This window comes from Burkholderia sp. MSMB2157WGS, assembly GCF_001532755.1.
GTDB lineage: Bacteria > Pseudomonadota > Gammaproteobacteria > Burkholderiales > Burkholderiaceae > Burkholderia.
This window is the reverse complement of sequence record NZ_LPJG01000009.1, coordinates 1-23,233: the sequence shown is the minus strand read 5'-3', so window position 1 is coordinate 23,233 and position 23,233 is coordinate 1. Positions and strand designations below refer to the sequence as shown.

Annotated in this window: 17 protein-coding genes; 12 read left to right on the top strand and 5 right to left on the bottom strand. The window is 63.7% G+C overall.

Annotated features, from left to right (window positions below):
- Nucleotides 1-420: 420 nt before the first annotated feature.
- Nucleotides 421-1,005: a DUF2889 domain-containing protein gene (locus WT53_RS03410; protein WP_034208841.1), complete on the top strand. Its 585-nt coding sequence runs from the start codon at nt 421-423 to the stop codon at nt 1,003-1,005.
- Between the two features lie 108 nt (nt 1,006-1,113).
- Here WT53_RS03410 and WT53_RS03405 read toward each other — a convergent pair whose 3' ends face one another.
- Together WT53_RS03405 and WT53_RS03400 are read right to left on the bottom strand one after the other, a co-directional pair.
- Entirely contained in the window at nt 1,114-1,605 is a 492-nt protein-coding gene (locus tag WT53_RS03405; RefSeq protein ID WP_027786281.1) for a flavodoxin family protein, read from the bottom strand.
- 212 nt (nt 1,606-1,817) lie between these two features.
- A complete protein-coding gene (locus WT53_RS03400; protein ID WP_060258504.1) occupies nt 1,818-2,432 on the bottom strand; it encodes a TetR/AcrR family transcriptional regulator in 615 nt (204 codons plus the stop codon).
- Nucleotides 2,433-2,515: 83 nt separating this feature from the next.
- On the opposite strand from WT53_RS03400, the gene WT53_RS03395 reads away from it, so the two are divergent.
- The 4 genes from WT53_RS03395 (at nt 2,516) to WT53_RS03380 (ending at nt 8,068) form a co-directional block, all read left to right on the top strand.
- A complete protein-coding gene (locus WT53_RS03395; protein WP_034208839.1) occupies nt 2,516-3,640 on the top strand; it encodes an MBL fold metallo-hydrolase in 1,125 nt (374 codons plus the stop codon).
- A gap of 124 nt (nt 3,641-3,764) precedes the next feature.
- Nucleotides 3,765-4,781: an AraC family transcriptional regulator gene (locus WT53_RS03390; protein WP_034208838.1), complete on the top strand. Its 1,017-nt coding sequence runs from the start codon at nt 3,765-3,767 to the stop codon at nt 4,779-4,781.
- Nucleotides 4,782-6,348: 1,567 nt separating this feature from the next.
- On the top strand, nt 6,349-7,044 hold the full coding sequence (locus WT53_RS03385; protein ID WP_006497839.1) for a ParA family protein: 696 nt from the start codon (nt 6,349-6,351) through the stop codon (nt 7,042-7,044).
- Complete coding sequence (locus WT53_RS03380; protein ID WP_034208837.1) at nt 7,037-8,068, top strand: ParB/RepB/Spo0J family partition protein; 1,032 nt, start codon at nt 7,037-7,039, stop codon at nt 8,066-8,068. Before WT53_RS03385 ends, WT53_RS03380 begins: the two co-directional genes overlap by 8 nt.
- 93 nt (nt 8,069-8,161) lie before the next feature.
- On the opposite strand, the gene WT53_RS03375 is transcribed toward WT53_RS03380, so the two are convergent.
- Nucleotides 8,162-9,478: a replication initiation protein gene (locus tag WT53_RS03375; protein WP_034208836.1), complete on the bottom strand. Its 1,317-nt coding sequence runs from the start codon at nt 9,476-9,478 to the stop codon at nt 8,162-8,164.
- Between the two features lie 2,407 nt (nt 9,479-11,885).
- Between WT53_RS03375 and WT53_RS03370 the strand changes: the two genes are divergently transcribed.
- Nucleotides 11,886-12,200, top strand: coding sequence for a hypothetical protein (locus WT53_RS03370; RefSeq protein ID WP_059498804.1), 315 nt, complete (start codon nt 11,886-11,888; stop codon nt 12,198-12,200).
- A gap of 161 nt (nt 12,201-12,361) precedes the next feature.
- Here WT53_RS03370 and gcvA read toward each other — a convergent pair whose 3' ends face one another.
- A complete protein-coding gene (gcvA, locus tag WT53_RS03365; protein WP_034208834.1) occupies nt 12,362-13,267 on the bottom strand; it encodes a transcriptional regulator GcvA in 906 nt (301 codons plus the stop codon).
- Between the two features lie 141 nt (nt 13,268-13,408).
- Here gcvA and WT53_RS03360 point away from each other — a divergent pair, with 141 nt between their 5' ends.
- From WT53_RS03360 to WT53_RS03350, 3 genes are all read left to right on the top strand, one after another.
- Nucleotides 13,409-14,707 carry an adenylosuccinate synthase gene (locus tag WT53_RS03360; protein ID WP_034208833.1) on the top strand — a complete coding sequence of 433 codons (1,299 nt, stop codon included), beginning with the start codon at nt 13,409-13,411 and terminating at the stop codon, nt 14,705-14,707.
- A gap of 276 nt (nt 14,708-14,983) precedes the next feature.
- Nucleotides 14,984-15,934, top strand: coding sequence for a LysR family transcriptional regulator (locus WT53_RS03355; RefSeq protein ID WP_034208832.1), 951 nt, complete (start codon nt 14,984-14,986; stop codon nt 15,932-15,934).
- Nucleotides 15,935-16,211: 277 nt separating this feature from the next.
- Nucleotides 16,212-17,183, top strand: a complete 972-nt coding sequence (locus WT53_RS03350) for a sulfonate ABC transporter substrate-binding protein (RefSeq protein ID WP_034208831.1) — start codon at nt 16,212-16,214, stop codon at nt 17,181-17,183.
- 60 nt (nt 17,184-17,243) lie between these two features.
- Here the strand turns inward: WT53_RS03350 and WT53_RS03345 are convergent, their stop codons facing one another.
- Nucleotides 17,244-18,224, bottom strand: a complete 981-nt coding sequence (locus WT53_RS03345) for an AraC family transcriptional regulator (protein WP_060258502.1) — start codon at nt 18,222-18,224, stop codon at nt 17,244-17,246.
- A gap of 590 nt (nt 18,225-18,814) precedes the next feature.
- On the opposite strand from WT53_RS03345, the gene WT53_RS03340 reads away from it, so the two are divergent.
- The 3 genes from WT53_RS03340 to WT53_RS03330 all read left to right on the top strand — a co-directional run.
- Complete coding sequence (locus WT53_RS03340; protein ID WP_034208829.1) at nt 18,815-19,708, top strand: LysR family transcriptional regulator; 894 nt, start codon at nt 18,815-18,817, stop codon at nt 19,706-19,708.
- A 211-nt stretch (nt 19,709-19,919) separates the two neighbouring features.
- Entirely contained in the window at nt 19,920-21,158 is a 1,239-nt protein-coding gene (locus WT53_RS03335; protein ID WP_060258499.1) for an efflux RND transporter periplasmic adaptor subunit, read from the top strand.
- A gap of 15 nt (nt 21,159-21,173) precedes the next feature.
- The coding region (locus WT53_RS03330) for an efflux RND transporter permease subunit (RefSeq protein ID WP_156447852.1) at nt 21,174-23,233 on the top strand (2,060 nt) is incomplete at its 3' end.

The following is a 23,233-nucleotide window of genomic DNA, read 5'->3' as shown; positions in this document are numbered from 1 at the left end:
TACCCGATCCGCGACGCCGAAAATGCGTCCGCGCGGTCGTGTTGCGCATTATATGGATACGTTTCCGGATGTCACGCCATTCGCGGCCGCTACCGGAAATGGGGCTGTGTGCGCACCCGGTCCGCAATCTTCCGCACGGCTACCGACGAACAGTGTCGTGCCGCATCCGCGACGTGTTGCGTGGCCCCCGACGTCGCGCAACACGCCCGCCCGACCGTCGTTTGCGCCGGCATCGGTTCCCGACTCGTTGCGTCCGCATCGATCTCGCCGCGAACGAAGATATCGGAAAGTGCGTAGTATGGCCGAATCGAGTTCGTTGGCAGCATGTCGCCGCAGCTTTTCGCCGCGCGCCCGATCGGCCGTCCGTGCGCGATCCCGTTGCCTGCGAAAAGACCCGGTTACTCACGATGGAGCGGATGCATGGTTTCCCAAGACGACACCCCGCACGACGACGTCACGCGCGAGGAGATTCACCATCGGCAGATCGACATGCGCGGCTATCGACGCAGCGATGGCCTGTTCGAAGTGACGGCCTGCCTCGCGGACCGCAAGACCAGCGATTTCACGCCACCCGGCGGCACGCGGACGGTCGCCGCGCTGACGCCGCTCCACGATCTCGGCGTGACACTGGTCTTCGACATCGACATGGTCGTGCGCGCCGTATCCACGTTCATCCGTTCGCATCCGTATGCGCAGTGTCCGGGCGGCGGCGACTCGCTGCAGGCGCTCGTCGGATTGAACATCGGCGCCGGCTGGAACAGCGAGGTTCGCAAACGCCTGCCGTCCTGCGATACGTGCACGCACCTGAAGGAATTGCTCGGCCCGATCGCCACGACGGCCTATCAAACGATGGTCGGCATGCGGCGATCGTCGCTCGATTACCGCGACGGCGACGGCAAGCCGCTCAAGATCGACAGTTGCTACGCATACGGCGCATCGCGCGATCTCGTGAAAAGTCTTTGGCCCGAATATCACCAGCCTCCGGCGACGGCAAAGGGCAGCTAGCGCGCCGGCATTCGGCCGGTTCGGCGTTTGCGGAATGAATGGCATCGAGCGAACGGCCGCAGAGCCTGCCTTCGTCGATTCGGCGCAGCGGCGCCGCCGCAGCCGTCATCAGAAAACACCTAGCGCCAGCCCGGCGGCAAGCCCTGCACCCAGTTCGGCGCAACGCGCGAGCGCGTCGCGGTCGATCGTCTTCGTCGCGAGAATCCGCTCCGGCGTCTGTGCATGCGTGCAGACGATCAGGCCGGGCGCGACGTTCTTCAGCCGCCATCCGGTCGCGATCCGGTCGATCTGGCGCAATGCATTCTGTCCGTCGCTTCCCGCGCAGATCATCGCCGCATACGGACGGCCGTTCACGCGATCGAGCGCCGCGTAGTAGCAGCGATCGAAGAAATCCTTCATCAGCCCCGACATCGCCGCAAGATTCTCCGGCGTCGCGAACAGGTATGCGTCGGCGGCCAGCACGTCGTCCGCGCTCGTCGCGTCCGCGCGCTGCAGCCTGACGTCGACGCCGGGCTGCTCGCGAGCCGCGCCGGCAGCCGCTTCGGCCATCTGCTGCGTGCCTCCGGTCATCGTGTGATAGACGATCAACAGCGTCTTCATGGATAGTTGCTCGCAATCGGCTTCGGATGCGCCGACGGTATCGTCGAGTTTGGCCCGATGGCCGGTCGGCACGGGTGGGCGCCATTTTTCGGGCGTCTTCCCCGGATCGGCCGGTTTCGCGCATTGCAACGATTTCGGTTGGCCCGCGCTTGCGGATGCTTCCGGCCGCGCATTCAGTCCTGCATGCGATGCGATGCTGTGCCGTCGTCCGGTCACGCGTAGTACGCGAGGAACATGTCGGCGGCCGATTCCGCCACTTTCTGCTGTTCCTGCGCCGTCAACGGCGGCTGGCCCATCGTGATCTGCGGCCAGAACGCGAATGCCTTCACGGCCCCATGCAGTTGATGCGCGGCGAACACCGGATCGGCGACCGACAGACGACCGGCGGCCGCAGCCGCACGCACCCAGGTCGTGACGTCTTCCTCGCGCTCGCCGAGGCGTTCGACCATGTCGCGCGCCCGCTCCGGCGAATGGATGGCCGCGCCGATCGCGACACGCGCCAGCGCGATGAACGCCTCGTCGTTCATCAACCGCAATTTGCGGTCGAGCAGCGCGAGCAGTTGCTCGCGCAGCGGCACGTCGGCGCGATAGGTCGGCGAGTTGCCGGTCCGCGTCGCATCCCACAGCTTGTTCAGGATCGCGGCGAACAGCGTCTCCTTGCCCGGGAAGTGGTTGTAGACGGTGCGCTTCGACACGTCCGCGCGCGCAGCGATGCGATCCATGCTCGTCGCATCATAGCCCGCTGCAAGAAATTCCTCGATCGCCGCGTCGACGATGGCCGCGCGCTTTCGGTCGGTCAGACGCTGAGGGGGAGTGCTGTTGTCCATTCGGAAATTTTACACTGGGCAGTTTACTTATCCCAAAAATAAACTACACTGTTTAGTGTACTTTGTTCTCCGGATGAACCGACATGGCATCGCCTCTCGTTATGATTCACCGCATCCTGGGGTTCGCGGCAGCCCGACGTGGCCGGACGCTGTCCGGCAGTTCGCCGCAGCACAATGGCGAGCGCTTTGCCAATGTCGCCCCGCGACCCGCGGAAGGATTGGGGAAGACGTTGAGAATCGCATGGAACATGCTGATCAACAAGCCGCGTCATACCGTGCCCGCCGGTGCGTTGCCCGTCGATTCGCTGACCCGCGCGGAACTCGACGCGGCGCCCGATTGCAGCCTGTACCGGCTCGGCCATTCGACGCTGTTGCTGAAATTGCGCGGCGAATTCTGGCTGACCGATCCGGTCTTTGCCGAGCGCGCGTCGCCGTTTCGGCGCATCGGCCCCAAGCGCTTTCATGCGCCGCCGATCGCGTTGGAAGATCTTCCGCCGCTGCGTGGCGTGATCCTGTCGCACGATCATTACGATCACCTCGACCGCGACACGGTGCTCGCGCTCGCCGCCACCACGGGCGTGTTCGTGACGACGCTGGGCGTCGGCGATCGGCTGATCGAATGGGGTATCGACGCGAACAAGGTCCGCCAGCTCGACTGGTGGCAAAGCATGGACGTGGCCGGGCTGACGCTGACGGCGACGCCGGCGCAGCACTTCTCGGGCCGTAGCCTGTTCGACGGCAACAGTACGCTGTGGGCGTCGTGGGTGATCGTCGACGACGACCTGCGTCTGTTCTTCAGCGGCGATACGGGTTATTTCGACGGCTTCCGGGAGATCGGCGAACGCCTCGGGCCATTCGACGTCACGCTGATCGAAACAGGCGCCTATGATGCGCAATGGCCGTACGTGCACATGCAGCCGGAAGAAACCGTGCAGGCGCACATCGATTTGCGCGGACGCTGGCTGATCCCGATCCACAACGGCACGTTCGATCTCGCCATGCATCGCTGGCAAGAGCCGTTCGAGCGTGTGACGGCGTTGGCGCTCGTGCGCGGCATCGAGCTGTCGACACCGAGGATGGGCGAACGCGTCGATCTCGGCGCACCGCATCGTGGTGAGCGCTGGTGGCGCACGGTCGACGAGCGCGCGGCAGCGCCGGCGACGAAATCGCGACGCTGGCAGCTTTGCGCATCGCAGGCAACGAAGTAGCCCGCCCGCTGCACGTGCCTCCCGAGTAGATGGCGGCGCCGCGATTCCGGGTGGCGCACGCGTTGCCGGCTTCGCCGCACGTCGGCGGGCTGTCTGTCGATCCGATTACCCGAGTAGAGAAGGCATGCATCCGGTACCCGTCCGATACATACCCGGCCAACGAGACGATGATGTCGGCATCGCGACATTCGATCACGCAGGCCACCGTTCGACCCGCCGCAGCCGCGAGAACGAGCTGCGACAGATGCTCGCGGAACGCGTCGCGAAATGGACCGAAGGCGTCGATCACCTCGACACGGCCATTCCCAACCTGAGCTTTCATCGAAGGGAAGCGCCAACGCTGCCGATGGAATGCATGGTCGAACCGAGCTTCGGCCTCGTCGTTCAGGGCGCGAAGCGAGTCATGCAGAGCGGAGACGCCTATATTTACGACGCCGACCGCTTTCTGATCACGTCCCTCGATCTGCCCGGTTCGACGCAGATCATCGAGGCCAGCTCCGATAAACCGTTTCTCGGGCTGGGTCTCAAGCTCGATTTCCGCGTCATGGCCGAGTTGATGATGCAAGTCGCACCGGATCACGACGATACGCCTACAGGCCGCGGGCTCGTCGTCGGCGACATGACCGAACCGCTGTACGACGCGCTGAACCGGTTACTCGCGCTGCTGGACGACCCGAACGCCATTCCCGTTCTCGCACCGTACGTCGAGCGGGAAATTTACTATCGGCTGCTGACGAGCGACCAGGGCGCCCGGCTACGCCAGATTGCGTCCACCGGCAGTCAGTGCAATCGCGTGTCACGCGCGATCCGATGGTTGCGCGCTCACTATGACGAGTCGTTGCGCGTCGATGATCTCGCGGCGCAGGTTCAGATGAGCAGTTCGACCTTCCATCACCACTTCCGTCAGCTCACCGGCATGAGTCCGTTGCAGTATCAGAAATGGATACGGCTCAACGAGGCACGTCGGCTGATGCTGGCTGAGCGGCTCGACGCTGCGTCGGCGGCCTTCCGCGTCGGGTATGCGAGCCCAACCCAGTTCAATCGGGAATATAGCCGGCTGTTCGGCAATTCCCCGCGAAGGGATATCGATAGCCTGCGAGGGGGCGCGGACGTCGCGCTATCGATCGTGGCGAGTTATTGATCGCGCTGGGCGGAAAATGTGCCGGCATTGGACGGGGCCGTGAAGTTGGGATCGGCTTCTCGCATGTGGGGTCAAGCGGACATACTCGTCGTTCGAAGATTACGGTGCACGGGCCGCGCTCCGGATTCCTTCCCCTCCGGCCTGAGCGTCTTCTCGCGATGCTCTGAGATTCCAGGAATCGGGTGCCAACATATGCGTTGTCACGTGACAACTGGCGCTAGATATAGGCGCACGTGGCGCCGAATTGGCGGCTCGACGCGACTCAGCGGAGCCTCGGCCTTCCGGCACATCGACAACTTTCTGCGGCGTCTGTCGAGAAATGTATCAAAAATCACAAATCACGTATCGATAAGAACAAATCCGCACGCGATCTCACCAACTTTCTCCGTCGGGGCGCTGAAATAGCATACGCCCCCCATTTCCAGGCGCCGTCGCGCTCATTTTGCGTGAAACAACATGAAGAATGTGGCGCAAGCCATTGCCGTACAAGGATTTCCGGCGGACTGCGATTTTCAGAGAATGTTTCACGACCCGGCTCGTTTGGGTTGTCCCGCCGATCTGACACACTGATTCGGCGCCAATTGCAGCCTATATGCGCGGCAATCTCGACACTGTGCAGTCCTCGGGCGCAGAGCACCACTGCCTGTAACGAAGCTATCCCCTGCCCTACTGATCGGCGCCTGTGACAACGCCCACTCCCTCTCACTAAATAGGGACACATCATCGCCATTGCGATATCCCGTTTGAAGCATGCCACGACAATCGCCCCCGGTATTGTTTCAGCACGCGAGCGCACGCGCGACGATAGAGGAGTCAAACGTCCGGTCGTGTCCCGATCTCGCTAAACCAGAGGTCGATTGCGCGTCGCTTCATATTTGCCTCCCGCTGTGCGAGCTTCCAAACATCGGCTCCTGTTGTCACGTGACAACTCGCCGATTCACTGACGGGCTCGGCGGACCTAAAGCGATCGACGACATCTTTTTCTGAGCATATGCCTGCTGCATAGTGAAGATCGGCCCAGCCGCGACAACTCCTTTGAGGATCGCGAAGTAGTGCCGAGTGCGTGCGGGTGGAGGCGTTTGTCACGTGACAACTCATCTCGTTGCCGGATAAGCATATGCGGTCATGGGCTGCGCACTAGGACTGGGACAAAGCAATTTCTCCCCGTTCGAGTCGCAATTGCATCGAAGATTCCTCAAGACGTATGTCCGTGGAGGAAGCCGGTGTTCAGCGGCTTGTCACGTGACAACTATTCACACTCTCGACAACATCAAGGGCTCGGATCCGTATCGAGCCGCGGATGAAATCAATGCACGATGAGGCACCAAATGCTCGTGCAATGTTTTCACTATCAATGTCGAAGAAAGTTGTATTCCTCCAACTTATGTTCTTTCTCAATCATGATCGAGCGCCTTTATCACGCCATTGCCTACGAATAGCGTCTTGGCCATTTGGCCTATTTGTCACGTAACAACAACGATCAATAAAAAGTCCGCGATCTCGAGTACTTTTCTGGACATTTCATGAATAACTCCATATATTACGCAAAACTCCGTGGAGAAATTCAATGGCTTTCAAGATCGCCGTCAGTAATCAAAAAGGTGGAACTGGAAAGACGACCATCTCCGTCAATATCGCGGCTGCGTTCGAAGCCGGCGGCAACAAGGTCGCGCTGATCGATGCCGACCCCCAAGGCACTTCTGTCCGTTGGGTCACGAGTGGCGAGAACACACTCCCCATGACGGTCCTGTCGCTGGCGCCCGCCGGCCGCGGCATCGGCGGCGAGATCAAGAAGCAGGACGCAAATTTCGACGTGATCGTCGTCGACTGCCCCGGCAACCTCGAAGATCCGCGTATTGCATCCGTCCTCGAAGTGGCGGACTTCTGCCTCGTGCCACTTTCGCCGTCGCCGGCCGATCTGTACAGCACCGTCGCGATGATCCGCATGATCGAGTCAATGCGCGCCGTTCGAAATCCTCAACTTTCTTCCGCATTAATGCTGAATAGCGTCAATGGAAAAACTAAAATGCGTGAAGAAATTTTAAAAATTCTAAGAGCTGAAGAAATAGGGGAGCATCTGCTCGATAGCCAGATCGCGCAACGCGAGGTCTATCGTCAGACGTTCGCACTCGGCACCACGATCCATCACCACAATCGATATCTGAAGGGCCTGAAGGAAGCCCGTGCGGAAATCGAAAAGCTGGTCACGGAAATGGCCCAATACATCGCGTCGACGCGCGCTACCGGAGCTGCCCATGGCTAAGGACACCTCGAAAGACAAGAAGCCGGCCGGCAACCTGCATCTGGCAGCCGGCCTGTTGCGCGGGCTCGCGCAGGAAAATGCGGCGCTTGAGACGCGGCTGCCCGAACCGGCGGCCGCATCGGCTGCCGTCGTCGAAGCGACGCCCGCCAGTGCTCCGGCAGCAACCGCGCCCGCCGGTACGTCCGATCTGGGCGCGCCGCAGAAGGTGCTGGTCAGGGACTGCATCCCGAACCCGTTCAACCCGCGCGTGTTCTACTCGGAATCGAGCCTGCACGAGCTCGCACTGACGTTGAAACGGGAAGGGCAGATCGAGCCGATCAAGGTCACGCGGCTCCCCGAATTTCCCGGCAAGCTCGTCGTGATCGACGGGCAACGCCGGCTGCGTGCGACGAGCATCAACGGCGACGAGACGATCAATGCGACGTTCCGCACGGATCACACGCCCGAGCAGCTCTATACGATCGCGTATCGGGCAAACCACGACCACGAACGCCAGACGATCTTCGACGATGCGGTCGCGTGGAAACGCCTCCTGGACGAAAAAGTCTTTGCCGACCAGAACACGCTGGCGGAGAAAATCGGCAAGGACAAGGCATCGATCAGCAAGACGCTGTCGCTGAATGCGTTGCCGAACACGCTGCTGGAGCGGATGGCCAGTGCGAGCGACGTGGTCGGTCTGCAGGCCGCGTACTTCCTGAAGCTGATCTTCGAACGTCTGGGCGAGCCGACGGCCGACCGGCTGCTGACGGCCGTGATCGACCGGAAGAAATCTGTCCGCGATCTCGAGAATTTCTTGCGGACGCAGAGCGACGGCGCCAAGAAAGCCGGACGCACGCGCTACAGCGTTCGCCATGACTTCGCGCTCGAATCGCGCGCGATCGGCCAGTTGAAGACTTATCCGGACGGGCGTCTGGACCTGCAACTCAAGGGAGTCGACGCATCCCACCAGGAAGCGCTTGCCGACAAGCTCAAGACCGTCATCGACGCGTACGTCGCCGATCTGGCAACGGCCACGTCGAAGTAACGCGCCACCGGCACAAGGCCTCGCCTCCGCGCGGCGCCGCGAAGCCGAACCGCACGACGGTCCGGCACACGGTGCACGACAGCGAGGCCTCGCTCAGTTGCCTGCGAGGCTGCTTTTGAGCAGGAATTCCAGCAGGTCGTCCGAGGTCGGCTCCCCCCAGGTGTCGAGCGCCAGCCATCGGAAGAAGCTGGTCTGCGCCAGCTTGCTCGCCTTCTTTTTCGGCGACAACGTCAAGTCCTTCGAACCCGCCACCGTCTCGTTGTAACGCTCGATCAGCTTGGTCTGGTCGTCGATCTCCAGTTCGCGGAAATACGCGCCGGCTTCCTCGACCTTCGCCGCAAGATACTTGTCGCGAATCTGTTCCTGCTTGCTCTGCGCGGATTCCTTCGCCGGCGCAACCGTTTCGGTTCCCTGCCCGTCAGCCAGCGTGTAACCGTGCGTCAAGGCCTTGCGGAAATACGCGGCCACGTTGTCGACGGGCGCCGCATTCTTCTTCGTAGTCCGATTGAGCGTATAGGCGATCGCCGCCTTGATGCGCTGCACGCCGTATTGCGTGATCAGCCGGCGCGCTTCCGAGCGCGGAATACCGAACTTCGCGACCTCGTCGACCAGCGCTTCGTTCTTGACGTCGCCGTCTTCGACCGTATCGGTGCTCTCCTTGCGTGTCACCTTGAACTGCACCGCTTCCACGCTGCGGCCGGATTTGTGTTCGATCAGCTCGAGCGTGTGGTCCGATACTTCGTTCACCTCCTGGATGCACGGCACCAGGACCTTGCTCTTGAACAGCTTGTATTCCTTGTACGACTGCGATGCTTTGTCCTGGCCGAGAATGAGGTCGCGGAATTTCGGCAGCGGAATCTTCGCGGTGATGCCGATCCCTTCGTAGCGCACGGTGTTTTCCCACAGCGCGAGCGAGTGCGACCGCCGGAACTCGCGAGCGATTCGCATATCGATCAACGCGTAGATTTCGGGATTGAGCAGCTCGCTGCGGATCTGGTCGGAGAAGCTGTACTTCAGCACCGATTGCTCGAGTTCCGCGCCGGCAAGCAGGCCCGACGCTTTCCAGACCGTCGAACGGTCCGCGGCCAGGTAGTCCCAGTTGACGACGGTACTGATCAACGAGTTGACCGTGTCCTTCACGTACTTCGTGTTGTTGCTGTTCAATCCGCTCTCATGCGACAGCGACGCGATCGAGATCGAGAAGCTCGTCCGACCCGGTTCGAACGCCTCCTGCCGAAGCGCGTTCTTGATCAACGAGCTGAACATCTTGCGCTGCTGCAGACCGATCTTTCCCGACTTCGGCGCGATATGAATCGCCTGGACCGCCTTGCGCAGCAAGTCGGGAGGCTCGGGTGTCTGAAACAGCGAAACCTGTTTATCTGAGCCTTTGCTTGCGGGCTTGCGCGGCATCGTGGTGTCCGGGTAAGGTTGCCTTATTGAAATCGGACTTTATACCTTTTCGTGCCGCGGAGCAACGCCCTTATTCCAGCATCACTTTCAATATCTCGCCTAACCGACTGATACAGAAGGGAAAATTGATATTGTTCTGTTTGTGCGGGACCCCATATCCGTCTACCTTTCGATCAAAAAGCCTCCCAAAAGTCGCTACCTTTCCCGGGTGGCCGGAGAAACCCGGCACAAGATTTGCCACCGCAAAGGTACCCGTCCATGGGGGCAAATGGGCGAAATCGATAGCGCCGGGTGGATGCGTGATGCCCCGCAACATGACCGCGGTTTCTCCCATAACTTGCTACCTTCATCGATTCCCATAGGAGGGTACCTGTCACTACCGTCGACGGTATTGCTTTCTATCCCGACGGTAGAAATCGCTCCCATAAACGGCAACCATTCATTTTTCCCATAAAAGGTAACCTGTCTGCGGTCCTGGTCCTGTCTATGGGAATGCTTCACGGGGCCATCGAGCAAAAGGCAGCGAACGGATTGAGAACGTATCCCATGAATGGGTACCTTCGAGATCTCCCATAACGAGCTACCTGACGAAAATCGCTGTGGAGACATCGGACTACCGATCGAGAAATGCATCCCAGAAAAGGCTACCTTCGTGTGTTCCCATAGATGGCTACCCAGCTCGATTTACGGTCGATTTCCCATAACCGGATACGTTCGCCCCATATCCACAACCCTGATTCCCCACAACCTGGTACCCCAAACCCCAAATCCACAGACCTGAAACCCCACACCCTGCCACCTGTGCTCCCATAAATGGGTACCGAACACCGCTCAAACCCTTACCAGACAAGGATGTGAGCCGTCTAAAAGTAGTTAAAGAAGTAAACGTGGTTTACCAAAGATGTAAACACACGTGTGCTTGCACAGAAAGACGAACCCCATAAACCGCTACCAATGGGAGCCGTCTGTGGGACACCAGCCGCCCAGCCCGGCCGCCTCAGGCTGACTTGCCTCTATTTGAAGCCCTGTTCTTGGAGAACGCCTTGCCTGACAAGGCATCCCCGAGAGGTGAGTGCCCACTCACAAGCTCCCAAACGTAGAAACTTATGGGAGGAAATCCCCCGATTCGGCATAGAGGTTCCCGTCTATGGGACCCGAAATCCTGCTCCCGGCCGGCTCGGTACCCTGTGATTGACCCGCGGAACGGATCCCGTCACTTTCCTTCACGGCAGTTCGAAATCACCCTGGACTGCCTGCGAGAAGTTTTTTGTACTCGCGCAGCCTCGTCTATAGACAAGTTTTTGTCGATCGCCTGTGACGTCGCTCGCCAGATTTAGCCTGTGAACTGTGCCCGGAGGCATCCGGGCCGAACTGTTCGTCATCCCCGCGTCCCGTCCGTTTTCTACCTTTGGAAGCCCCCGGGAAGTCATGCCGAACCCGTCACGGGCAACGAGAGGACCCGGACCCCGCAGGAAAACGGGCTCGGACCGAGATGCCACCGCATCGAGTCCGGGGCCGGACGATCGTGGCGAGCCAACGTGAAGATGCCGGCGGTACCGAAGCTCACCGCAATCGACTTCCACGATGCTCCCGAACATGCTCACCTTTAAAAAACCGGACTCCCGGAAAAGCTCACCGATCGGGCTGAGCACAGGTATCAGCAAGCGGTGTAGATTGCCGCTCCGTTCGTATAAGGAATCGTCGATCCGAGCGACAAGAAACGATCGGTATCCCTGTGTGACGCCTGATGCGTCGACAAGCACGGTCGCATGGGCGGACAGACTTTCGCAGCCATGTGCGCATCCGTCAGACGAGCGCTGCTCGTTCATGTTGGTTTCGGCTCGTTCGCGTAATCGATCATGCGACGTCTTCACCGCTCGCACAGCCTCCGCCATTTTTCGTCGGACCTTGCCAGTCGACAACAAGCCGCGCCTCCACGGCTAGCCTTCTGCATTGCAAGGCGGCAAGGATTGGCGGACGAATCACCGCGCGCCGCAATGACGCAACGTAACCGTGATCGCAGACCACGCGAATCGTGGTCGTTTATGGGAGGAACCGTCGTTCGAGCCGCGTCGAACGATGACGCGACGCACGGATCGACTACTGTGCGGCGATCGTGCCAGCACGACGATAGTCACGTCGCACATCAGCGTGTCGATATCACCACCAGTGAAACAACCGCCGACGCCGTGCGTCGTCGCGTATCCAACGATTCCCGTCATCGAACGCACGAACCACGGCGTCTCCCATACGTGTATCCCAATTCCGTCAGCACGTTGGCGCCACATTTTTTGCGACACGGTTATGATGCTCTGGTCCTGATCGCGACATGACGACCGGTCAGGGCAGGGGCGGTATCTCGATGGTTTTTCAAACCGTGATGGTCATCAAAAAAGAGAGTTCAGCGATGCGAATCCAGATCAGAAAACTCACGCTGGCTGCGACTGCGGCCGCTTTCCTGTTCGGCTCGGCCGTTCCGGCGTTTGCGCAGACCGACGCCGCCAGCGCACCGGCTGCGCAGGACGCCAAGGCCGCGAAGAGCGAAGCGCGCAAGGCGGCCAGGGCCAAACGCAAGGCCGAGCACAAGGCTGCGCGTGCGAAGAACACCGCCGAACTGAAGAAACTCGAAGACGCCGGTTACAAGCCGGCGGCCAATGATCCGAACTATCCGCAGAATCTGCAAAACGCGGAAAAGAAGGCCGGCGCCGCAGCAAGCCAGTAAGTCAGTAAGCGTCGGCAGGCGGCAAGCCACGGTTCGATCCGCGGCTTGCCGCGTGCGTCGCGATCATGCATGCACGCATGACAAGCATGTTCCGCACGTTTACGCGATTCGATTCGGAATCCTGCTTATTATGAAGATGCCCGACACGCATGCGGGGGCGGTCAGCGCCGCCCTCCCGATGCAGTTGCGCTTCCCGTTGCTTTCAACCAGTCCTTGAACGCGCGTACGGCGTCGTCGTCCGCCCGCGCCGACGCCACATACGTGAAGTAGCGCCACGGCGGCAGCGCCGGTTCGCTGAACGGCTGAACGAGGCGGCCTTCGGCGATGTCGTCGGCCACGAGCGCGATCGGCCCCATCGCGACGCCGAGACCGTCGAGCGCGCCTTGCAGCGTCAGGTAGAAATGCTCGAGCGTGAGCGAGTGCCGCGGAACGAGATTCGGGTGCCCGGCCGCGGCGAGCCATTCCGGCCACATGCCCGGATAGGTTGCCGCGTGCAGCAGCGTGAAGCCCGCGAGATCGGCGGGCGTATCCAGCGACCGGCCCTCCAGCAACTTCGGCGCACACACCGGCAGACGGACTTCGGACAGGAATTCTTCCGCGACGTATCCATCGATGGCCTGCGGGCCGCCGCGAACGATCAGGTCGACCTTGTCGCGCAGCTTTTCGATCGGCTCGTTCGACGTCGACAGCCGCACCTCGATGGCCGGGTGCGCAACCTGGAACGACGACAGCTTGGGGACGAGCCAGCGCAGCGAGAACGTCGCGGGCGCGCTCACACGCAGTACGCGCTGCTGTGCGCGGCCGAAGTGCTGCGCGGTGGCGAGTGCGATCCGGTCGAACGAAGCGCCGACCTCGGCGAGGTACGCGCGGCCGGCCGCGGTCAGTTCGACGCGCCGGTTGTGGCGTTCGAACAGCGGCCGGCCGAGCCATGCTTCCAGTTGCTGCACATGCCGGCTGATCGCGCCGTGCGTGACGCACAGCTCGTCGGCGGCCAGCGTGAAGCTGCCGAGCCGCGCGGCGGCTTCGAACGCACGCAGCGAATTCAACGGAGGGAGTCGTCGGGCCATTGCATCGGTTCGCGTGAAATTTACTCACACGATGGTTCAGGTTTAATCGTTTGATCGGGCGATCCGGCTACGCCAATATGGCACACAAACGGCCGATCTGGGCTGAACGAGTGTCTGAATTTCTCACATGGAGTACGGAACATGCCGAACGTGGTGGTCGTGGGCGCCCAATGGGGTGACGAAGGCAAGGGGCGCATCGTGGATTGGCTGGCGGCGCAGGCCGATCTCGTCGCACGCTACAACGGCGGCCACAACGCGGGTCACACGCTGGTCGTCGGCGGCCGCACGTACAAGCTCGCGCTGCTGCCGAGCGGCATCGTGCGCGGCAAGCGCGGCGTGATCGGCAACGGCGTGGCGCTCGACCCGGAAGCGCTGCTCGCGGAAATCGGGCGGATGGCCGCGCTCGGGTTGTCGGTGACGCCGGACAACCTGTCGATCGCGGAGAACGCGACGCTGGTGCTGCCGATTCACCGTGCGATCGATCAGGCGCAGGAGCGTTTGCGCCGCGAACCCATCGGCACCACGCTGCGCGGGATCGGGCCGGCCTACGAGGACAAGGTCGGGCGTCGCGGGCTGCGCGTCGGCGATCTCGCGGAACCGGGCGAGCTCGCAGCCAAACTTGACGTGCTCGTCGACCATCACAACGCGTGGTTCCGAGGCCTGGGGCTCGACGAGTACGATCGCGATGCGATGCGGGCGACGCTGGTTGCGCTTGCACCGAAGATCCTGCCGTTCGTGCGTCCCGTCTGGGCCGACCTCAACGACGCGACCGATCGAGGCGAGCGCATTCTGTTCGAGGGTTCGCAGGCCGTGATGCTGGACATCGACTGGGGCACGTATCCGTTCGTGACGTCGTCGGGCACCGTCGCATCGGCCGCGGCGGCCGGCACCGGGCTCGGTGCGGCGAAGCTCGGCCACGTGCTGGGTGTCACGAAGGCGTATGCAACGCGGGTCGGCGGCGGCCCGTTCCTCACCGAGCTGACCGATGCGACCGGCGAAACGCTGCGTGCGCGCGGACAGGAGTTCGGCGTCAATACCGGCCGGCCGCGACGCTGCGGATGGCTCGATGCCGCGCAACTGCGTCAGGCCGTCAGGGTCTCGGGCATCGATTCGCTGGCGCTCACCAAGCTCGACGTGCTCGACGGCTTCGAGTCGATCGAGCTGTGCGTCGGTTACGAATTCGACGGCGTGCGTGTCGACCATCTGCCCGCGAGCCTCGATGCGCAGTCGCGCGCGAAGCCGCTCTACGAACGGTTCGAAGGCTGGCAAGGTTCCGTGAAGGGCGTGCGCGAGCGTGCGGCGCTGCCCCGAGCCGCGCAGGACTTCGTCGCGCGCATCGAAGCGGTGGCGGGTGCGCCGGTTTCGATGATCACGACCGGCGCGGAACGCGACGATACGATCGTGTTGCGCAATCCGTTCGATGCGGCGGGCGCCGCGTAACGCGCGAGACGCGAAGGGTGTCAATCGAGAGGGGGATCATGGTCGGCGGGTAGTTTTTGCCGACCGCTGCCGTTGGCCTGTCGGCACCTTCGATACGCATGTACGAGCGGCCCGGCAGCCCGATTCCGCATCCGGATCGTGCCGCATACGGCGAACTGGACACGCCTGCAACGCTGCTGTACTGTTCCGCACGATTCGCGCCAGACCGGCGTGTGCCGGCGCCGCCGGCACCCCGGCGGCACGGTGGCGCGACGTGACAATCCCGGGGACAGGTCGATGGACACGTTACAGATGATGCGCATTTTCGTCCGGGTCGCGGAGGAGGGCAGCTTCACGAGCGCGGCCCAGCGCCTGGACATCACGACGGCCTATGCATCGCGCTCGGTCGCGCAGCTCGAAACGCATCTGCGCACGCGCCTGCTCAACCGCAGCACGCGCCGCATCGCGCTGACCGACGCTGGGCAGCGCTATCTCGACCGCTGCCAGCGTATCCTCGGCTATATCGACGAAGCGGAAGCCGAGGCGGCCGATGCGCAGGCGAAGCCGTCCGGACGGTTGCACGTTCACGCGACGACGAGCTTCGGCCAGTCTTACGTGGTCCCCGCGGTCGTGCGCTACCGTGAGCGCTATCCGTCGGTCGCGGTCGAGCTGACGCTGTCGCAGCACGTGCCCGACATCATCGACGAAGGCTACGACGTGTCGCTGCAGTTGAGCACGACGGAGCTGCCCGATTCCGGGCTGGTGTCGCAGCGGCTCGGCGACGTGGGCAGCGTGTTGTGCGCATCGCCTGCCTATCTGAAGACGCGCGGCACGCCGCGCACGGTGAGCGATCTCGCCGGGCATGCGTGCCTGCAGATCGTCACGCCGCTTTTTCCGCGCGACCGCTGGCATCTCGACGGCCCGAACGGCCGCGAAACGTTCGAACTGCCGGTGCCCGATTTCCAGGTGAATATCGCCGATGCGCTCGGCGCCGCGCTGCGCGCCGGGCTCGGTATCGGCTCGCTGCCGATCCCGGCTGCGCTGCCCGCGCTCGCGAGCGGCGCACTGGTGCGCGTGCTGCCCGACTACCGGCTGCAGAAGCTGACGGTCTATACGTTGTATGCGTCGCGTCAGTATCTCGATGCGAAGATCCGCACGTTCGTCGATTTCCTGCGGGAATGCGTGCCCGAGCTGCTCGCCGCCGACGAGGCCGCTTTGAACGCTTGCTGCCCGTCCCGTCACGCCTGATAGACGCAAGGTCGGTGTCGTGAGTACCGCGCATCGTCTTGCGGCTCGACGTAATTGATTCGGAGTCCTGCGTTAAAAGCGGGCAACGAATGCACGTGCACACGGACGGTTCCTGACAACGCTGCTCGTGCTGCCGTCAAGTCCTTATGAAAACGCTTGCTTTCGATATCGAACATCGTTGGTTCGGCGTGCGGCGGCCGCCTTTTAGAATCGGTTCGACCTGATTCATCGCATGCGTGCGCTCCGCTCGCGCCCACTTCATCGAACCCGAAACGACATGGCAGATCGATACTCCAGTACCCGCCGCCGGCTGCTTCATGCCGGCCTGGCGATCGCGGCAGGCGCCGCCGCCCACCCGGGCCTTGCGCTGGCTGGCACGGCCGCTACGCGTACTTTGCGCATCGGTTATCAGAAAGGGCCGCTCAGCCTGCTGAAGGCGCGCGGCACGCTGCAGGGCAAGCTCGCGACACTCGGCGTGAACGTCACGTGGACCGAATTCCCGTCGGGCCCGCCGCAACTCGAGGCGCTGAACGCGGGATCGATCGATTTCGGCGATGTCGGCGAAGCGCCGCCGATCTTCGCGCTCGCGGCCGGCGCGCCGCTCGTCTACTACGCGCAGACGCCGGCCGGTCCGGCAGCCGAAGCCGTGGTCGTCGCGAAGGATTCGCCGGTCAAGACCTTTGCCGACCTGCGCGGCAAGCGCATCGCGCTGGTGAAGGGATCGAATACGCACTTCCTGCTGGTCCGGCTGCTGCAGGCCGCGAAGCTCGGCTATACCGACGTCACGCCGGTCTGGTTGTCGCCGTCCGATGCGCGGGCCGCTTTCGAGAATCGCTCGGTCGATGCGTGGATCATCTGGGATCCGTTTCTCGCAGTGGTCCAGCAGGCGTTCGGCGCGCGCATCGTCGCGGACGGTACCGGGCTCGTCGAGAACCGCGGCTACTACTTTGCGTCACGCACGTATGCGCAGCGCAATGCGGACGTGCTCGATGCGGTCGTGTCGGAACTGGCGACGATCCAGCGCTGGCTCGATGCGAACCGCGCGCAGGGCGCGGCCGAATTCTCGAAACTGTGGGGAATTCCGGAGCCGGCCGTGGCGCTCGCGTTTCGCCGCGCACGCTTCGGTGTCGAGCCCGTCACCCGCGACACGCTCGCGTACCAGCAGCGCATCGCGGACGTGTTCCATCAGGCCGGCATCCTGCCGAAGCGCGTCGACGTCAGCCTGGCTGCACCGCCCTCGCTCGCATGAGCCGGGAGCCGGCCCGACGATCGGGTTCGCGGTGAGCCGCGAACCCGTCGCGATATCCGTTCATGGTGCGACGCGCGACAGCGGTACCGCTTCGCCGCGCAGTCTCGCGACGTCGCGGCCCGGCGCGTCGCCGAACAGCCGCGCGTATTCGCGGCTGAACTGCGACGCGCTCACATAACCGACGCTTCGGCACGCCTGCCGCGCGTCCATCGCCGACAGGCACATCAGGCGGCGTGCCTCCTGCAGCCGCAGCACCTTCTGGCATTGCAACGGGCTCATCGACGTGACCGCACGGAAGTGATGGTGGAAAGTCGACGGGCTCATCTCCACCCGTCGCGCGAGCGAGTCGACCGCTATCGGATCGAGGTAGTGGTCGCGAATCCATGCGACGGCGCGCGAGATCCGTTGAGTCGTCGAACCGGCGTCGCCGATCTGCGCGACGCGCGCGCCCGACGGGCCGCGCAGCAGCCGGATGAGGATTTCGTCGACGATCAGCGGTGCGAGCAGGTCGAGGTCGTCGGGCTGTGCGATCAGTTGCATCAGCCGCGCGACGGCGTCGACGATTTCGGGCGTTGCGTCGAGCGTGTCGAGCGCGCGGCAGTCGACGGCTTTCGGCAGCCCGCGCGGAAAGACCACCGGCGTGAGCGCCGCGATGCGGCGCGGATCGAGCGCGAGTTGCGCGTAAAGGAACGGCTCGGCGGGGTTTGCGCGGGTCACGCGTCCGGTCACGGGCAGATCGGCGGTGGCGACCAGCATCCGCGATTCGTCGATCGGGTAAGTCTCGTCGCCGACGCGCATCGACTTCGCGCCTTGCCCGACGATGCTCAGGCACGCGTGGTGCACGCCGTGGTTCCACTGCGGCGACGGCGCGCCAGCGCGCGCGACGCGCATGCCGCGCAACGGGAGGTCGAACATGCCGTCGTGCGGCGCGTACGCGGCGATCAGCGCCGCGAGCCGGGCCGCGGGCGACCGGGCGCGCGTCCGAGCATCGTGATCGGGCGGGTGGCGCGGTTGCGGCGGCGTTTCGGCGTCGATTTCCATGTTGCGTAAGCGGGTGGCGGAGTGGTCGATGCAATGGGCGCGGCTGCGATCCGCTGTCGAGGTGCAGGCACGGCGGTCACATCGTACGGCCAGTTGCGTGCGCGGGATTGCCTAAACCTGTCCGAAATTAGCCCGATCATCCGGACCTGCATGGTCGGCGACCGCGTCGTCGTCGTTGCACGATGTGCGGCGCACAAATTCGGAAATTAAGGCAAAACAATCGCAGGATCGGGCAAGCCATTTTTCGGTGGTTTCCCTACCATTGCACCTGCTGAAGGAAATGCGATTCAGCGCGCCCGGATGATGCGGGCAAACATCGTCCGCGTGATGCGCGGCCGCCGCCATGCCGCGTGCGTCGCCCCGCGAATCGCCGGAAAAGACTCAGGACTGCTATCGAACGATCGTGCATCGGGCTTGCCGAGGCCGGTTTGCGTCCGCTGCAAGCCGGCCCGTGCGTGTCGCGCGTGCCGACCGACCCGGCCGAGCCGGTGTCGGTGCCGCCGCATTGGCCGGGCCGATGCGGGGCCGGCCGCGGCGCGGCGGCGGGTGCAGGCATACGGGCAGTCGTCCGCGCAGGGAAATCCGGACAAATGGACCAACTTCAATCGATTCGGGCATTCGTGACGGTGGCAAGAGAAGGCGGGTTTCGCCGGGCGGCGACGCGGTTGCGCGTGTCGACGGCGATGGCGAGCCGGCTGGTCGATGCGCTCGAAACGCGCCTCGGTGCGCGCCTGCTTCAACGCAGCACGAGCCACCAGTCGCTCACGGAAATCGGCGAGCTGTATCTCGCGCGCGTCGAGCGGATTCTCGGCGCGATCGACGAGATCGACGGCCGCTTCGTCGCGATGGGCAGCAAGCCGGAAGGCGTATTGCGCGTGGCCGCGCCGGTCGCGTTCGGGCTCAGCCAGTTGAGCGCGTTGCTCGATCGCTTCGTGCACCGGTTTCCGGACGTGCGGCCAACCGTGACGCTGACCGATACCCACGTCGACCTGGCCGCCGAGGACATCGACGTCGCGTTCCTGACCGATGACATGCCGGTGTCCGGCGCCCATGCGCTGCATACGCTGGCCGCGTACGAAACCGTGCGGGTCGCGGCGCCGGGTTACGTCGCCGCGCACGGCGGCGCGGCTGCGTCGGGCGACTGGCCGGACATCGCGGCCGTGCGGCTGGAACTGCCGGCGGCCGACGACGGTCCCGCGGCCGGGATTCGATCCGGCGCGGCGCCCGGCAATACGGGCGTCGGCCATCTCGAGATGGCGCGGCGGCTGGCCGTGGCGGGCATGGGTGCGACGGTGCTGCCCGCGTATCTCGTCGACGCCGATCTGGCGGCCGGCACGCTGGTGCGCGTTGCACCGGTCTACCCGCTCGCGCCCGTCACGCTGAAGCTCGCACATGCGCGTGCCGCGCGTTTGCCGGCCGCCGCGCGCGCGTTCATCGAATTCGTCGGCGCCGCGTTCCGGCCCGCGAGCCAGCGGTCAGGCTGAACCCGCGGCAACGCGAGCCCGCCGGCCCGCGGGCTCGCCGTTCTTTATCGGAAGCAGTTCGGCACACGAACGCTTCGCAGGGTGCAACGCACACCCGCAACACGCGTCCGCATCCGCGGTGAACAGGAAGCTGCAAGTCCGCCGCGCGTCAGGACCATGAGGAGATCTGGTGATTCCCATTGAAGGTCGTCTAATTGTGAGAGGTCGCTACATGCGCGTCGAACGGGTTCCATACCGCTTAATCACCGCCGCAACGGCTGCCGTTTTCCTGGCCGCGTGCGGGAAAAAAGAATCGGCACCGCCGCCGCCAACGCCGGAAGTCGGCGTCGTCATCGTGCAGCCGCAAGCCGTGCCGGCGGTGGCGGAGCTGCCGGGCCGCACCAGTGCATTCCTCGTCGCGCAAGTGCGTGCGCGGGTCGACGGCATCGTGTTGCGCCGTGAATTCACCGAAGGCACCGACGTCAAGGCCGGTCAGCGCCTCTACAAGATCGATCCGGCGCCGTACATCGCCGCGCTGAACAGCGCGAAGGCGACGCTGGCGAAGGCGCAGGCGAACCTCGTCACGCAGAACGCGCTGGTCGCGCGCTACAAGGTGCTGGTCGCGGCGAACGCGGTCAGCAAGCAGGACTACGACAACGCGGTCGCCACGCAAGGCCAGGCCGCGGCGGACGTCGCGGCCGGCAAGGCGACGGTCGACACCGCGCAGATCAACCTCGGCTATACGGATGTCGTGTCGCCGATCAGCGGCCGCGTCGGCATCTCGCAGGTGACGCCGGGCGCATACGTGCAGGCGAGCCAGGCGACGCTGATGTCGACGGTGCAGCAGCTCGATCCGGTGTACGTCGACCTCACGCAATCGAGCCTCGAAGGGCTGAAGCTGCGTCAGGACGTGCAGAGCGGGCGTTTGAAGACGAGCGGCCCGGGCGCGGCGAAGGTGTCGCTGATCCTGGAAGACGGCAAGACGTACTCGGAGCCGGGCAAGCTGCAGTTCTCGGACGTGACGGTCGACCAGACCACGGGCTCGGTGACGATCCGCGCGGTCTTCCCGAACCCGGGCCGCGTGCTGCTGCCGGGGATGTTCGTGCGTGCACGGATCGAGGAAGGCGTGAACGAGAACGCGTTCCTGGTGCCGCAGATCGGCGTCACGCACGACCAGAAGGGCCAGGCAATTGCACTGGTCGTGACTGCGGCCAACAAGGTCGAGATGCGTCCGTTGACGACCACCGGCACGTACGGCCAGAACTGGATCGTCGAAGGCGGTCTGCAGGCGGGCGATCACGTGATCGTGCAGGGCGTCGACAAGGTGCGCCCGGGCGCGACGGTGAAGACCGTGGCCGCGCAGCTCGCTCCGGCGGCGGACGCCGCATCCGCCGCGCCGGCAAGCGCCGCGCCGGCGAGTACCGCGGCCCATGCCGCAGCGAGTTCGGCCGCCGCGTCGAGCGCGCAATAACAGGGAGTCCGTTTCATGGCCAAGTTCTTTATCGATCGCCCGATCTTCGCGTGGGTGATCGCGATCGTGCTGATGCTGGCCGGCGTCGCATCGATCTTCAAGATGCCGATCGCGCAGTATCCGACGATCGCACCGCCGACGATCCAGATCCAGGCGAACTATCCGGGCGCTTCCGCGAAGACGGTGGAAGACACGGTGACGCAGGTGATCGAGCAGCAGATGAGCGGACTCGACAACTTCCTGTACATGTCGTCGACGAGCGACGATTCGGGCAACGCGACGATCACGCTGACCTTTTCGCCGGGCACGAATCCGGACGTCGCGCAGGTGCAGGTGCAGAACAAGCTGTCGCTCGCGACGCCGAACCTGCCGCAAGTCGTGCAGCAGCTCGGCATGCAGGTCACGAAGTCGAGCAGCAACTGGCTGATGTGGTTCGCGTTCAACTCCGAGGACGGCCGGATGTCGAAGGAGGACCTGACGAACTACGTGGCGTCGCACGTGCTCGATCCGCTGAGCCGCGTCAACGGCGTCGGCCAGACGCTGCTGCTCGGTTCGCAGTTCTCGATGCGGATCTGGCTCGACCCCGTCAAGCTGACCAACTACAGCCTCACGCCGACCGACGTGACGGCCGCGATCACGCAGCAGAACGTGCAGATCGCGGGCGGCCAGATCGGCGGCACGCCGGCGAAGCCGGGCACCGTGCTGCAGGCGACGATCACCGAATCGACGCTGTTGCGCACGCCCGAGCAGTTCGGCAACATCCTGCTGAAGGTCAACCAGGACGGCTCGCAGGTTCGCCTGAAGGACGTCGGCCGCGCGGCGCTGGGTTCGGAGAACTACACGTTCGACACGAAGTACATGGGGCAGCCGACGGCCGGCCTCGGCATCCAGCTCGCGACCGGCGCGAACGCGCTGGCGACCGCGAACGCGCTGCGGGCCAAGATCGACGAGCTGTCGAAGTATTTCCCGCATGGTCTCGTCGTGCACTACCCGTACGACACGACGCCGTTCGTGCGCCTGTCGATCGAGGAGGTGGTCAAGACGCTGATCGAGGGCATCGTGCTCGTGTTCCTCGTGATGTATCTGTTCCTGCAGAACCTGCGGGCGACGATCATCCCGACGATCGCGGTGCCGGTCGTGCTGCTCGGCACGTTCGCGATCATGGGCGTCGTCGGTTTCTCGATCAACACGCTGTCGATGTTCGGCCTCGTGCTCGCGATCGGCCTGCTGGTCGACGATGCGATCGTGGTGGTCGAGAACGTCGAGCGCGTGATGGCCGAGGAGGGGCTGTCGCCGAAGGAGGCGACCCGCAAGGCGATGAGCCAGATCACCGGCGCACTCGTCGGCGTGGCGCTCGTGCTGTCGGCGGTGTTCGTGCCGGTGGCGTTCTCCGGCGGCTCGGTCGGCGCGATCTATCGCCAGTTCTCGCTGACGATCGTGTCGGCGATGGTGCTGTCGGTGCTGGTCGCGTTGATTCTGACGCCGGCACTGTGCGCGACGATCCTGAAGCCGGTCGAAAAGGGGCATCACGAAGAGAAGAAGGGTTTCTTCGGATGGTTCAACCGGACCTTCGATCGCAGCCGCGATCGCTACACGGGCGGCGTGAACCACGTGATCCGGCGCTCGGGCCGCTGGCTCGTGATCTACCTCGCCGTGTTCATCGCGGTCGGCGTGATGTTCGCGCGCCTGCCGAAGTCGTTCCTGCCCGACGAGGACCAGGGCTACATGTTCATGATCGTGCAGACGCCGTCCGGCTCGACGCAGGAAACGACCGGCAAGACGCTCGACAACATCAACGCGTACCTGACGACCGCCGAGAAGGATGTGGTCGACTCGGTGTTCACGGTCAACGGCTTCAGCTTCGCGGGCCGCGGCCAGAACGCGGGCCTCGTGTTCGTGAAGCTGAAGCCGTACGAGCATCGCCAGCGTTCGGACCAGAAGGTGCAGGCGCTGATCGGCCGGACCTTCGCGCACTACTCGCAGTACAAGGACGCGATGGTGATTCCGTTCAACCCGCCGTCGATTCCCGAACTCGGTACCGCCGCCGGCTTCGACTTCGAGCTGACGGACAACGC

Coding starts and splice junctions, on each gene's coding strand:
- WT53_RS03370 (WP_059498804.1), top strand. CDS start 11,886: ATGCGAATCCAGATCAGAAAACTCACGCTGGCTGCGACTGCGGCCGCT.
- gcvA (WP_034208834.1), bottom strand. CDS start 13,267: ATGGCCCGACGACTCCCTCCGTTGAATTCGCTGCGTGCGTTCGAAGCC.
- WT53_RS03340 (WP_034208829.1), top strand. CDS start 18,815: ATGGACCAACTTCAATCGATTCGGGCATTCGTGACGGTGGCAAGAGAA.
- WT53_RS03410 (WP_034208841.1), top strand. CDS start 421: ATGGTTTCCCAAGACGACACCCCGCACGACGACGTCACGCGCGAGGAG.
- WT53_RS03350 (WP_034208831.1), top strand. CDS start 16,212: ATGGCAGATCGATACTCCAGTACCCGCCGCCGGCTGCTTCATGCCGGC.
- WT53_RS03400 (WP_060258504.1), bottom strand. CDS start 2,432: ATGGACAACAGCACTCCCCCTCAGCGTCTGACCGACCGAAAGCGCGCG.
- WT53_RS03385 (WP_006497839.1), top strand. CDS start 6,349: ATGGCTTTCAAGATCGCCGTCAGTAATCAAAAAGGTGGAACTGGAAAG.
- WT53_RS03380 (WP_034208837.1), top strand. CDS start 7,037: ATGGCTAAGGACACCTCGAAAGACAAGAAGCCGGCCGGCAACCTGCAT.
- WT53_RS03375 (WP_034208836.1), bottom strand. CDS start 9,478: ATGCCGCGCAAGCCCGCAAGCAAAGGCTCAGATAAACAGGTTTCGCTG.
- WT53_RS03405 (WP_027786281.1), bottom strand. CDS start 1,605: ATGAAGACGCTGTTGATCGTCTATCACACGATGACCGGAGGCACGCAG.
- WT53_RS03360 (WP_034208833.1), top strand. CDS start 13,409: ATGCCGAACGTGGTGGTCGTGGGCGCCCAATGGGGTGACGAAGGCAAG.
- WT53_RS03355 (WP_034208832.1), top strand. CDS start 14,984: ATGGACACGTTACAGATGATGCGCATTTTCGTCCGGGTCGCGGAGGAG.
- WT53_RS03335 (WP_060258499.1), top strand. CDS start 19,920: ATGCGCGTCGAACGGGTTCCATACCGCTTAATCACCGCCGCAACGGCT.
- WT53_RS03345 (WP_060258502.1), bottom strand. CDS start 18,224: ATGGAAATCGACGCCGAAACGCCGCCGCAACCGCGCCACCCGCCCGAT.
- WT53_RS03390 (WP_034208838.1), top strand. CDS start 3,765: ATGCATCCGGTACCCGTCCGATACATACCCGGCCAACGAGACGATGAT.
- WT53_RS03395 (WP_034208839.1), top strand. CDS start 2,516: ATGGCATCGCCTCTCGTTATGATTCACCGCATCCTGGGGTTCGCGGCA.